At 71.8% G+C, this 12,244-nt stretch carries 11 protein-coding genes; 6 read left to right on the top strand and 5 right to left on the bottom strand.

What is annotated here, in order from left to right:
- Positions 1-66 precede the first annotated feature (66 nt).
- The 5 genes from AC6I9V_RS03595 (at position 67) to AC6I9V_RS03615 (ending at position 4,298) form a co-directional block, all read left to right on the top strand.
- Positions 67-1,602 (top strand): SDR family oxidoreductase, encoded by a 1,536-nt coding sequence (locus tag AC6I9V_RS03595; RefSeq protein WP_497898370.1) that lies wholly within the window; start codon positions 67-69, stop codon positions 1,600-1,602.
- Positions 1,603-1,650: 48 nt separating this feature from the next.
- Positions 1,651-2,148 carry a DUF2505 domain-containing protein gene (locus tag AC6I9V_RS03600; protein WP_349412560.1) on the top strand — a complete coding sequence of 166 codons (498 nt, stop codon included), beginning with the start codon at positions 1,651-1,653 and terminating at the stop codon, positions 2,146-2,148.
- Positions 2,149-2,151: 3 nt separating this feature from the next.
- Complete coding sequence (locus AC6I9V_RS03605) at positions 2,152-2,373, top strand: SCO4848 family membrane protein (RefSeq protein WP_497898371.1); 222 nt, start codon at positions 2,152-2,154, stop codon at positions 2,371-2,373.
- A gap of 140 nt (positions 2,374-2,513) precedes the next feature.
- Positions 2,514-2,957, top strand: coding sequence for a VanZ family protein (locus tag AC6I9V_RS03610; protein WP_497898372.1), 444 nt, complete (start codon positions 2,514-2,516; stop codon positions 2,955-2,957).
- A gap of 27 nt (positions 2,958-2,984) precedes the next feature.
- Complete coding sequence (locus AC6I9V_RS03615; RefSeq protein ID WP_497898373.1) at positions 2,985-4,298, top strand: UDP-glucose dehydrogenase family protein; 1,314 nt, start codon at positions 2,985-2,987, stop codon at positions 4,296-4,298.
- 11 nt (positions 4,299-4,309) lie between these two features.
- Here the strand turns inward: AC6I9V_RS03615 and sufU are convergent, their stop codons facing one another.
- The 5 genes from sufU to AC6I9V_RS03640 all read right to left on the bottom strand — a co-directional run bounded on the left by sufU (position 4,310) and on the right by AC6I9V_RS03640 (position 10,637).
- On the bottom strand, positions 4,310-4,795 hold the full coding sequence (gene sufU, locus AC6I9V_RS03620) for a Fe-S cluster assembly sulfur transfer protein SufU (RefSeq protein ID WP_497898374.1): 486 nt from the start codon (positions 4,793-4,795) through the stop codon (positions 4,310-4,312).
- Between the two features lie 12 nt (positions 4,796-4,807).
- Positions 4,808-6,115: a SufS family cysteine desulfurase gene (locus AC6I9V_RS03625; RefSeq protein WP_497898375.1), complete on the bottom strand. Its 1,308-nt coding sequence runs from the start codon at positions 6,113-6,115 to the stop codon at positions 4,808-4,810.
- 89 nt (positions 6,116-6,204) lie between these two features.
- Positions 6,205-7,773 carry a glycerophosphodiester phosphodiesterase gene (locus AC6I9V_RS03630; RefSeq protein WP_497898376.1) on the bottom strand — a complete coding sequence of 523 codons (1,569 nt, stop codon included), beginning with the start codon at positions 7,771-7,773 and terminating at the stop codon, positions 6,205-6,207.
- Positions 7,774-7,806: 33 nt separating this feature from the next.
- Complete coding sequence (locus AC6I9V_RS03635; protein ID WP_497898377.1) at positions 7,807-9,162, bottom strand: O-antigen ligase family protein; 1,356 nt, start codon at positions 9,160-9,162, stop codon at positions 7,807-7,809.
- Between the two features lie 53 nt (positions 9,163-9,215).
- A complete protein-coding gene (locus AC6I9V_RS03640) occupies positions 9,216-10,637 on the bottom strand; it encodes a tyrosine-protein kinase domain-containing protein (RefSeq protein ID WP_497898378.1) in 1,422 nt (473 codons plus the stop codon).
- Positions 10,638-10,986: 349 nt separating this feature from the next.
- On the opposite strand from AC6I9V_RS03640, the gene AC6I9V_RS03645 reads away from it, so the two are divergent.
- Positions 10,987-12,147, top strand: a complete 1,161-nt coding sequence (locus tag AC6I9V_RS03645; protein WP_497898379.1) for a glycosyltransferase — start codon at positions 10,987-10,989, stop codon at positions 12,145-12,147.
- Positions 12,148-12,244: the final 97 nt, after the last annotated feature.

The following is a 12,244-nucleotide window of genomic DNA, read 5'->3' on the forward strand; positions in this document are numbered from 1 at the left end:
ACGGGTCCCAGTCCGGCGGGTTCGGCGTTCCGAATGGCTTGTATCCGCAACGAGAAGGAGCCACCCATGAACGGCATCCCCCAGGCCGGACACGCGAAGACGGTGCTCGTCACCGGCGCCACCGGCTACATCGGCGGCCGGCTGGTTCCCCGGCTGCTCGAGGCCGGGCACCGGGTGAAGGTCCTGGTCCGCACCCCGGCGAAGATCGCCGGCGTCCCGTGGCTGGACGACGTCGACGTCGTCCAGAGCAGCCTCGACGACGCCGAGGCGCTGCGGGAGGCGCTTGAGGGCGTCGACGTGCTCTACTACCTCGTCCACTCGATGGCGGGCGGGTCCGGGTTTGAGGCCAAGGAAAAGGCCATGGCGGCGACGGCGGCGCGGGCTGCCGCCGGGGCCGGCGTCGGGCGGATTGTCTACCTCGGCGGACTGCACCCCGCCGGCGCCGAGCTCTCCACCCACATGCGCTCCCGCGAGGCCGTGGGCAAGGTCTTCCTCGACAGCCCGGTCGATGCGGTGGTGTTCCAGGCGGGCGTGGTGATCGGCTCCGGCTCGGCGTCGTTCGAGATGATCCGGCACCTGTCCGAGACGCTGCCCCTGATGCCGGCCCCGAGCTGGGTGCGGAACAAGATCGAGGCCATCGCGGTGCGGGACGTGCTGCACTACCTCGTCGGGGCCGCGGCGCTGGAAGGCCCGATCAACCGGACTTTCGACATCGGCTCCCGGCAGGTGCTCAGCTACGCCGGCATGATGCAGGAGTACGCCGCGGAGGCCGGGCTGCCCCACCGGGTGGTGCTGGCGCTGCCCATCCCCGCCCCCAAGCTTGCCGGAATGTGGGTGGCACTGACCACCCCGATTCCGCTGTCCATGTCGCTGCCCCTGGTGGAGTCGCTGCAGCACGACGCCGTCTCGCGGGAGCATGACATCGATGCCTTCATCCCCTTGCCCGAGGGCGGACTCACCCCCTACCGGCGCGCGGTGGCCCTGGCGCTGGGCAAGGAACGCGACGGCCAGGTGGAGACCACGTGGGCCAACGCCGGAGCCGACGCCGATCCGCTCCCGAGCGACCCGGACTGGGCCGGCCACCGCGTCTACGTGGACGAACGCAGCTACTCCAGCGCGGTGGACCCGAAGTACGTCTGGACGGTCATCGAGGGCATCGGCGGCGGCAACGGCTGGTATTCGCTGCCGCTGGCCTGGAGCGTGCGCGGCTGGCTGGACAAGCTCACCGGCGGCGCGGGGCTGGCACGCGGCCGGCGGCACCCGCACCTGCTGGCCGAGGGCGAGGTGGTGGACTGGTGGCGGGTCGAACGGATCGACCGCGGCCGGCTGCTCCGCCTGCGCGCCGAAATGCGGGCGCCCGGCCGGGCGTGGCTGGAACTGTCGGTGGAACCGGAGGGCACCGGCAGCCGCTACCGGCAGCGGGCCATTTTCTTCCCGAAGGGGCTCAGCGGCAAGCTCTACTGGCTCGCCGTGCTGCCGTTCCACAGCCTGATTTTCCCCGCCATGTCGCGGAATATCGCCGCGGCGGCCCAGCGCCTCGCAGGGACAGAGGCGGAGACAGGGGCGGCGGCCGAATCGAAACCCGCCGGTCCCACCGCGTAGGATGTTGGGAGCCCGAAACGACCAGTCCCACCCCATGGAGGACCCCCAATGGCCCTGAGTGCATCCACCACCCTTCCGCACAGCGTTGAGAGCGTTACGGCGGTTTTCGTCAACGAGGACTTCCTGCGCCACACCAGCGAACTCGTCGGCGGAACCCTTGAATCGTTTGCCGTCGACGGCGACCCGGCCGGCGCTTTCAACACCACCACCGTCCGCACCATCCCCACCACGCGGATGCCGGACCTGGCCCGCAAGTTCGTCGGCGAGAGCCTCAAGGTGACGCAGCTGGAGAGCTGGGAGGCCCCGGCCGCCGACGGCTCCCGCCAGAGCAGCATCTCGCTGAAGGTCGCCGGCGCCCCCCTGGACGTCAACGCCGTGCAGCGCCTCGTCGCCGACGGCGGCAGCACCCGGATCGAGCTGGAGGGCACCGTGACCTCCTCGGTGCCGCTGCTCGGCGGCAAGATCGCCGACGCGGCCGAGCCGATGGTCGGCAAGGCCCTCAACATCCAGTCCACCCAGGCCCAGGCCTGGCTCGAAAGCCACTAGCCGGTGGAACTCCCCGCGTTCCTGGCCGTCGTGCTGGTGGTGGCCGGCGTCTGGTCCCTGGCCGTCTGGCCGCAGTTCCTGCGCCGGGTCATGAAGGACCCGCGGGCGCGCGACGCCGGCGGCAAAGCCACCCGCTTCCTCACCGTCCACGTGGTGCTGGTCAGCATCTCGATGCTGCTCGGCGCGGCGACGGCGGCCATCGGGATCGCGGGCCTGCTGAGCTAACCGGGGTCTCCCCGCCTTCCTGGCCCGCAGTTGTTGTCGTTCCTCGGAACGACAACAACTGCGGGCCAGCTGGGTTAAAACGGCGGCGGTGCGGGGCTAGAATCAGGAAAATGCCCGCCCGCTGCTGAAGGGGGATACCTGTGCGGCCCCATCGCGTGGCCAGCTGGGGGCTCTTCGCCTACGTCGCGGTGCTGGCCGGGGTGGCCCTGTGGCCGCAGCCGGTGGACCGGCCGATTGCCGGACTCCTGCTCCGGGCGCTTCGGGCGCTGCACCGCCGCGGGATGCCGGGCTGGGTCGACTACGTGTTGGTGGAATCCGTCTCCAATGTGCTGCTGTTCGTGCCGCTTGGCGCGCTCGTGGCCTGGATCATCGGCCGCGGCTATTGGTGGGTGGGTGCTGCGGCCGGCCTGCTCACGTCCTGCGTCATTGAGCTCGCGCAGTTCCTCTTCCTCCCGGCCCGCGTCCCCACCCTCGCCGACGTCCTGGCGAACACCCTCGGTGCGCTCCTGGGTGCCCTGCTTGCGCTGCCGATAATGCGCCGCCGCGGCCCTGTCCGAAACCGGGCGGCAGCACGTACTCTGTGATCACACCCTTGGCGGGAGGACCTTGGAATGCGGATCTCGGTTATCGGCTGCGGCTACCTGGGCGCGGTCCACGCGGCGTGCATGGCGAAACTGGGCCACGAGGTGGTCGGCATCGACGTCGACGAGAACAAGGTGGAGCAGCTCTCCCGGGGACGGGCCCCGTTCTACGAACCCGTGCTCGATGAACTCCTGTCCGAGCTCGAAGAATCCGGACGGCTCCGGTTCACCACCGAGATGTCCGCCGCCCGCGGGGCGGAAGTCCACTTCATCTGCGTGGGAACCCCGCAGAAACGGGGCGAGAACGGTGCGGACTTACGCTTTGTCGACGCGGCCGTGGAGGCGCTGGCCGGCCACGTGTCCCCCGGCGACGTGATCGCGGGCAAGTCCACGGTGCCGGTGGGGACCGCCGCCCGGCTCGCCGAGCTGCTCGCGGAGACGGAGCCGGGCGCCACCCTGGTCTGGAACCCCGAATTCCTCCGCGAGGGCCATGCCGTCACGGACACCCTGAACCCCGACCGCTTCGTCTACGGCGTTCCCGACGGCCGCGAGGACCACCCCGCCGTCGCCGTCCTGGACCGGGTCTACGCGACGCCCCTGGCCGGGGGAACGCGGCGGCTGATCACCGATTACGCCACGGCCGAGCTGGTCAAGGCCGCCGCGAACTCCTTCCTCGCCACCAAGATCTCGTTCATCAACGCGATGGCCGAGGTCTGCGAGGCCACCGGCGCTGACGTCACCCGGCTGGCCGACGCGATCGGCATGGACGAGAGGATCGGCCGGAAGTTCCTGAACGCCGGGATCGGCTTCGGCGGCGGCTGCCTGCCCAAAGACATCCGGGCGTTTATGGCCCGCGCCGGCGAGCTGGGAGCGGACCAGGCCCTGACATTCCTGCGCGAGGTGGATGCGATCAACATGCGGCGCCGCACCCGCGTCGTCGAGCTCACCCGGGAACTGTGCGGCGGCTCCCTGATGGGGCAGCGGATCGCGGTGCTGGGCGCCGCTTTCAAACCCGAGAGCGACGACGTCCGGGACTCGCCCGCGCTGAGCGCCGCGGCCCAGCTGCAGCTCCAGGGCGCCGTGGTGACCGTGACCGATCCGCAGGCGCTGGCCAACGCCGCCAAGCGGTTCCCGGAACTGCCGCTGGAACCGGACCTGGACGCGGCCCTGCACAAAGCCGACGCCGTATTGCTGCTGACGGAGTGGCGGCAGTACCGCGAACTGGACCCGCACCACACCCTGGCCCTGGTCTCGGCACCGCGGATCCTGGACGGCCGGAACGTGCTGGATCCGGCGAAATGGCGCGCCGCGGGCTGGACCTACAAGGGCCTCGGCCGGCCCTAGTCCGCCGGGCCCTACTTAGCCGGGCCCTGGTTCGCGGAGACTTGGTGTGACTCCGCCTGGCCCAGGGCGTCCTCGGCGGCCACCCAGGAGAGCATGGCGCACTTCACCCGGGCCGCGTACCGGGACACCCCTTCGAAGGCCGCCGCGTCGCCGAGGATCTCCGGATCGGCCGGCACCTTGCCGCGGGAGCGCAGCACTTCGCGGAAACTGTCGATCACTTGGTGCAGCTCCGCCGGGTCCAGGCCCTCGGCCAGGTCCGTCAGGACCGACGCGGAGGCCATCGAGATGGAGCAGCCCTCGCCGTCCCAGCGCAGTTCGCTGACCTTGCCGCCGGCCACGGAGACCCGCAGCGTGATCTCGTCGCCGCAGACGGGGTTGAGCTGGTGCGACTGGCCGCTGCTGGCGCCCTCCGGCACCCCGGCGTCGGCCAGGCCGCTGCCGTGGCGCGCCTTGGAATGCTCCAGGATGATCTGTTGGTACAGCTGGTCAAGACTCATGCAGGGCCGTCCTCAGGCTTGGAAGTATCCGCGGACACCGGCGACGGCGTCGAGGAACGCGTCGACGTCGTCGGTGGTGTTGTACAGGTAGGTGCTGGCCCGGGTGCTTGCCGTGAGCCCGAGCCGGCGGTGCAGCGGCTGGGCGCAGTGGTGGCCCACCCGGACGGCGATGCCGCGGCTGTCGAGGAACTGCCCGACGTCGTGGGCGTGCACGCCGGCGACGTCGAACGCGGCCAGGCCGATCCGCTCCTGGCCGGCGGCCGGGCCCAGCACGCGGATCCCGGGGATGGCTTCCAGCCCTTCGACCAGCCGGCGGCCCAGTTCGGCCTCCCAGGCGTGGATCCGGTCGAGGCCGGTCTCGCTCAGGTAGTTGGCGGCGGCGGCCAGCGCCACGGCCTGCGAAATTTTCTGTGTGCCGGCCTCGAAGCGCTGCGGGCTGGGCAGGAATCCGGCGCGGTCCATGGTGACGGTGGTGATCATGGAGCCGCCGGTCAGGAACGGCGGCATCGCGTTGAGCAGTTCCGAGCGCCCGTAGAGGCCGCCGATCCCGGTGGGGCCGAGCATTTTGTGCCCGGAGAAGACGGCGAAGTCCACGTCCAGCGCCTTGACGTCCAAGGCCAGGTGCGGGGCGGACTGGCAGGCGTCCAGCACCACCAGGGCGCCGGCGGCGCGGGCGAGGGATACCAGCCCGGCCACGGGGTTGATGGTGCCGAGGACGTTGGAGGCGTGGGTGAAGGCCAGCACCCGGGTGCGGCCGCCGATCAGCCGGGCGGCGGCGTCGAGGTCCAGGGCGCCGGCGTCGTCGACCGGGATGAATTTCAGGGTGGCGCCGGTCCGTTCGGCCAGCTGCTGCCAGGGAATCAGGTTGGCGTGGTGCTCCATCTCGGTGACCACGATCTCGTCGCCGGCGGCGAGCGCGAAGCGGGCCGCCTCCGCCGGGGCGCCGGGCAGGGATGCGTTCAGGAAGGAGTAGCTGAGCAGATTCAGTCCCTCGGTGGCGTTGGAGGTCCAGACGAGTTCGTCGGGCTCGGCGCCGATGAAGGCCGCCACGGTCTCCCGGGCATCCTCGAAGGCCTCGGTGGCCTCCACCGCGAGGTAGTGCGCGCCGCGGTGCACCGCGGAGTTCCGCTGCTCGTAGAACTCCTGCTCCGCCTCCAGCACGCTGAGCGGGTTCTGCGAGGTGGCGCCGGAATCCAGGTACACCAGCGGGTGCCCGTTGACGGACCGGCCCAGGATGGGGAAGTCGTTGCGGATCCTCAAGACCTCCTCGTTGCCCAGCGCCGTGGCTGAGCGGAGGAGATGGGCGGGTGTGGCAACCATGGGCGGAACTCCTGGATCGGCAGTCGCTGCGGCGCAACAGGGGCGCCCGGCGGGGCCTGCTCCTATTACGTCACGCAGATTAGACCTAATTATCCCACGTTCGCGCAACGTTCGGATCCGGCGGCGGCGCGCAGGCGCACGCGGCGGAACTCCACCGGCGGTCCGGCGTCGTAGTTTTTCAGCAGCGAGAACCAGGCGCCGCCGTAGCGGGCGTCGTCCGTACGGACACTCCACCGCGGGGTTCCGCCCTCCAGCCGCTGTACCGTGAGGCTGTGCGGCGCCACCGCCACCACAAAGGCCAGCCACTCCCCCGGCGCCGGTGCCGGGCTGTCGCCGGCGGCTAGTTCGACGGCGGTTGCCGCTCCTGGGTCGCGGCGGGAGAGCGTGATCCGCCCGCCGGCGCCGACGTCGAGTTCGTAGCCGGGCGCACCCGGGCCGGGGTCCCGCCGGTAGGGCGCGTCGGTGGGCTGCCCGAAGGCCAGGCCCGCCCCGCCGGACGCACCGGCCGGGGGCAGCCCGTCCGGCCAGCGCAGCTCGAACGCGAGCTCCCAGTCCGGGGCGTCCACAGCGCCGCCCATGGACCCGAGCAGGTAGCCGGCGTGTTCCCGGTTGGACAGGCGCAGCGACCCGCCGGCGAAGCCGGGCTGTTCGTCCCATCCGCCGTCCGCTTTCCACGGCACGTCGCCGGTTCCGCGCAGCCCCTCGGGGAAGCGGTCCTCGGTGCGCGGCGCCTCCTGGTGCAGCACGTGCCGGATGTTGGAGCAGATGACCCCGCGGACGCCGAGTTCCCGCAGCCGCAGGTGTTCGCTCCGGCGGCGCACCTCCCAGGCGATCACGGGTTTGCCGGAGTCCACCATTTCCAGGATCCGGTCCTCGGGGGCCGTGTGGTGGATGCCAAGCATGTCCACCAGCGGCACCAGTTCGGCGAGCCGGGGGTAGTCCGCCCGGGTGACGTAGCCCCAGGTGGTGTAGCCGTCCGCGGCGGCCTGGGCATGGCCGGCCGAGGACGCGGGCTGCTTCCAGACAATATGCTGCCGCGCGTCCGGGTAGCCCTCCAGCAGGGCGAGGATCCGCTCCGCGTTGGTGCCTTGTTTGTCCTCCAGGAAGATCACGTGGCTGGCCGCGAAGGCATCCAAAACTTCGGTCAGCAGCGCGATCGGTTCCAGCGGGGTTGCCGGGCCCAGCCACGGCCGGGCGTCGTTGCGCAGCTGGGCCAGCGATGCTGCGGTGGACGTGGCAATGGTCAGCGCGGTGCCGGTCAGCCGCGCCGTGGTCAGGTCGTGGTGGCAGACCAGCACACCGTCGGCGGTGGCGGAGACGGAGACTTCGATCGCTTTCAGGCCCGCGTCTGCCGACTGCCGGTACGCGCGCATGGTGTGCTCGGGCCAGTTGTCACCCGAGCCGCGGTGGGCGACGAAGAAGTGCGGTGCCGAGAGCAGGGTCCCGATGGTGTGCGGTCCGGTGGTCCCGGGTTCGGCAACGGCGCCTTCGGCGACGAAGGCGGCCGCCGCCGTGGCTGCCGGAAGGATGCCGGTGCCGGGCCGCGGACTGCCCGCGGAGCCCGGGCAGGGAGCGCAGCCGGCCACCCCGAGGACCGCACCGGCGGCTGCCAGGCCCAGGAACGCGCGCCGGTCAAACCCGCCGGCAGTTTCCCCCAATCCGCCCATGTTCTTCCCCGGCGCGCTCCGCGCTCAGCCGGCGGTCGCCGTGCGCGCGGGGACAGGCCCGGCACCGGCCGGGCGGGGGCGGGCCGGCGTCTGGCGGGCCGGAAGCGGGGTTGCCAGGGCCGCCGCGGCCTGGTCGCGCCGGAGTCGCTCCCGGCGTTCATCCCCGGCGATCACCACCATTGCCAGCACGGTCCAGACCAGGATCCCGGCCGCTGACCGCGTGGCCAGCGAGCTGTAGGTCTGCGGAATCACCAGGGCCATGACCCCGGCCAGCGCCAGGCCGGGGTAGCCCAGGCGGAACCCGCGGCGGGCCACGAGCACCAGCATGGAGCCGAAGTAGAGCCCGGCCGCGACTATCCCGATGTCGACGCTGTACATCAGCAACGGATTCTCCAGGCTGCTTTGCAGCCCGGCGTGGAAGGCCAGCCTGAAGCTGGTTCCGATTCCGCCGCCGCCGAGGAGGTAGTCGTCCCAGTGGGCCAGGAAATAGTCCAGGGCGACTTCGCGGGCCTGCGCGGAACCGGAGTCGTTGGCCAGCCGGGCCGTGACGCCGTCGATCAGCGGGGACGAGACGACGGCGGCGCCGACGCCGGCGATGCCCGCCAGCATCACCGCCTTCACCCACGCCCGTCCCTGCGCGAGGAGTATGACGGTGACCGCCGAGACGGCGACGGCGATGATACCGACCCTCGACTGGGTGATCAGGCTCCCGACCACCATCAGGACCAGCAGCGCCGCCTGCAGGACCTTGTGCCGGAGGCCGGCCACCAGCGGCGCGGCCAGCGAAACCGCCAGCGACAGGGCGAGGGGCTGGTCCAGGGTGCCCATCCAGCGTCCCGACTGCCGCTCAAACCAATACTGGGTGTTGTAGCCGGACCCGTAGAACAACACGTCCTTCGCCTGCCACTGCAGCACGGCCGCCAGGCAGGCCAGCGCGACAAAGAGCAGCAACGACCCGCGGAGGGTCCCCACGAGGCCGCCGCCCCGGTTGGCCTCGGAGAGCAGGAGCAGGAAGAACAGCACCGGAATCAGGATCTGGTCCACCAGGACCACCAGTCCGCCGGCGGTGCTGGTGCTGATGGAGGCGAGGAACGCCGCGATGACCACCACGGCGAGGACCAGGAACAGGAGGAAATGCCGGGCCAGCGCCTGTTGGACGCTCCACGGGTCATGCAGCATCCGGACGGCGAAGGCGCAGAGGACCAGCCACGTCGCCGGGTGGAAGCCCAGGGGCCCGGCATCCACACCGGTCACCACGGCGGCGCCGACGGCGGGGACCAGGATCCACAGCCCGATCACCAGGACGATCAGCACCCTGGCGTGGCGCCGAAGCACCAGCGCCGCGGCCAGGCACAGCCCGATCCAGAGTGCCAGCTGCATTCAGACCACCTGCCCCGGTTTCCTGTCCCGTACGCCGCCCATTGCATGCGCCCCTAAGGCCGGGGGGACGCGCTCGCGACCGGTTTGCCGGCTTTCGAGCCCGGCGGGAGGCCCGGGGCCGGCGGCCGGGCGCTCGCCGCCGGCGGGAATTTGGCCAGGAACCGGCGGCGGCCCTCCGCGAGGCGGCCCGGCAGGGCGTTCAGCACCACGCCGGCGACGGTGCCGTTTACCAGCTCGAGATTGCGCAGCGCGGCCCGGAGCGTGTCCCGGGTGACCTTCCGGTGCCGGACCACCAACACCGTGCAGTCAGCGGCGGCGGCGATCACGGCGGCGTCGCTGTAGGGCTCCATGGCCGGGGCATCCAGGATCACCCGGGCGTAGCTTCCCCGCAGTTCGGCAAGCGCGGCCGGCAGCGCCCGGCTGCCGAGCAGTTCGGTGGGGTTCGGGGGCACGCCGCCGGCCGCGATGGCGTGAAGGCCTTCGACGGCGGTGTGCTGGATGACCTGCTCCAGCGGCAGCCGTCCGGACAGGACATCGGTGAGGCCCGTGCCCGCCCCCAGGCCAAGCTCGGCGGCAAGCCGCGGCGAGCGCAACCCCGCCTCCACCAGCAGCACCCGCTCGCCTGCTTCGGCCCACGCCCGCGCCAGCAGCAGCGCCACGCTGGTGCTGCCTTCACCGCTCCCGGCGGCCGTCACCGCGACGACGCCGGCTGGCCCCATGGCGGGAAAATGGTCAATGTTGGTGCGGAGCCGGCGCCCGGCCTCGTCCAGCAGTGTCCCCCTGTCCTGGTCCAGGATCCGGGCCGGCGGGCGGTCGGCGGTGCTGAGCGGGATGCGGGCCAGCACCGGCAGCCCGGATGCGTCCTCGACCTCCTGCGCCGTGCGCAGCGATTTGTCGGAGAGCCGGCGGGCGACCGGGATCGCGATGCCGGCGGCGAGGCCCAGGAGCGCCCCGACAGCCAGGTTCAACGGCGCCTTGGGCGAAACAGGGGCGGGATCGTTCGTGGGTCCGGCCACGACCGTCAGGTTGGTGACTGCTCCGCCGGTGTCGAGTTCGCCGGCCGCGCCGCCGAGGTTGCTCGCGATCGCTCGGGCGATCGCGAACGCCTTGGCCTGCTCCGGCTGGCTCACGATGACCGAGAGTGTCAGGGTGTCCCGGTCCGCGGACGCCCCGATGCTGTCGGCGAGGTCTTTGCCGAAGATGCCCGTGCCGCTGTCCCTGACCAGCCGGCCGAGGAAGCCTTCGCTCTTGACGAGGTTGGCGTAGGCGGTGATGCGGTTCCGCGAGAGCTCCTGGGACTGCAGGCTCGATTGACCCGTTGCCGAGGGGGTGACGGCGAAGAACTTGACGCTGCTTTGGTACACGGGCGCCGTCCGGGCCGTGACGAGGGTTGCCGCGCCGAGTCCCGCCAGCAGGCAGACCAGCAGGATCCACCACCCCCGCGCGATCGCCCTGCCGTACTCTGCAAGCTCCAAAGGAACCCCCATGCGGTTCCCATGCCATGCCGCGCCGGCACGGTCCTTCACGGTCCCCTAGTCGCACCATTATTGACCGCAAAGGTGCCCGGCGGAAGCTTTTAACCGGCACCGGTTTTCCCGGCATTGGGGAGCGGCCGGCGGTTCGCTGCCGGGCGCAATCCGCTGCTCCGCCGGGACCGGCCCGGAATCCTAGCCAAAGCCTGGAGCCGGCCGTAGTCTTTCCCTAAGCCTGGGCGGATTCCGTGGGTCTCAACGGCTCCTCGCCAGGACCGGGTCCCCGCGCGCGGCCGCCCGGCCCTGCCGATGGGCGTCCCGTCCGCCGGGGCACGGATCCGCGGGGGGAATGATGGACGAGACCGGGCACGGATTGACGGTGCTGGTGGCGCATCCGAGTGCCGACCTCTACGGGTCCGACCGTGTCCTCCTTGAAACCATCGACGGCCTGCACGCTGCCGGCGCCCGGGTCCTGGTGGCGCTGCCGGAACCCGGGCCGCTGGTCCCCGAACTCGAGCGCCGCGGCGCCGCCGTCGTCCTGTCGCCGACTCCGGTGCTGCGCAAATCCCTGCTCTCGGGCCCCGGGCTGTTCCGGCTGGCCGCGGAGTCGGCCCGCGGCCTGCCCCGCAGCGTCGGTGTGATCCTCGGGGCCCGTCCGGACGTGATCCTCGCCAACACCATCACGGTGCCGCTGTGGACCATCGCCGGCCGGCTCACCGGGGTCCCGGTCGTTACCCACGTCCACGAGGCGGAGGCGAAGGCGCCGCGCCTGCTGCGCGCCGCGCTGGCCGCGCCGCTGCTGCTCTCCCGGAGTATCCTGACCAACAGCCAGTTCAGTGCCGACACGCTGGCCGCCTCCCTGCCGGCCCTGCGCGGGCGGTCAACCGTGGTCTACAACGGGGTGCCCGGCCCCGCGGAGCCCGCCCGGCCGCGGGAGCGGCTGCACGGCGGGTTGCGTATCGCCTACGTGGGCCGGCTCTCGCACCGCAAGGGGGTGGACGTCGCCGTCGAGGCGCTGCTGCAGTTGCGCCGCCGCGGCATCGCCGCTGAGCTCTCGATCGTGGGAGCCGTCTTCCCCGGCTACGAGGACTATGAGACCGCGCTGCGCGGCCAGGTGGCCGACGGCGGTGCCGCCGCGCACGTGAGGTTCCACGGTTTCCAGGCCGACGTCTTCCCGTTCCTGGCCGACGCCGACGTCGTGGTGGTTCCGTCCCGGCTGGAGGAGCCGTTCGGGAACACGGCTGTGGAAGCCCTGCTGGCCTCGCGGCCCGTCGTGGTCAGCAACACCTCCGGGCTGCGGGAAGCCGCCGGCGGCTACCGCTCGGCCCAGTTCGTGGAGCCCGGCGACGCCGCGGGCCTCGCCGCCGCGCTCGCCCGGGTGGCCGCCGCGTGGCCGGAGTACGCCGCCAAGGCCCGGACAGACTCCGTCGAGGCGGAATTCCGGCACAGCCCGGAGCGCTACGGGAAGGTGATGGCCGACCACCTTGCCCAGGCCGCCGGCGGCCGTCAATGACGGCCGGCCTCGCCGGGAGAACGGCCCGCAGCGTGCGCTGGAGCTTCGGCGCCGTGCTGGCCCGGCAGGGATTCCAGATCGGCTGCGCCGTGGTGCT

The sequence above is a fragment of the Arthrobacter sp. SlRoot2-15 genome (genome assembly GCF_059739345.1).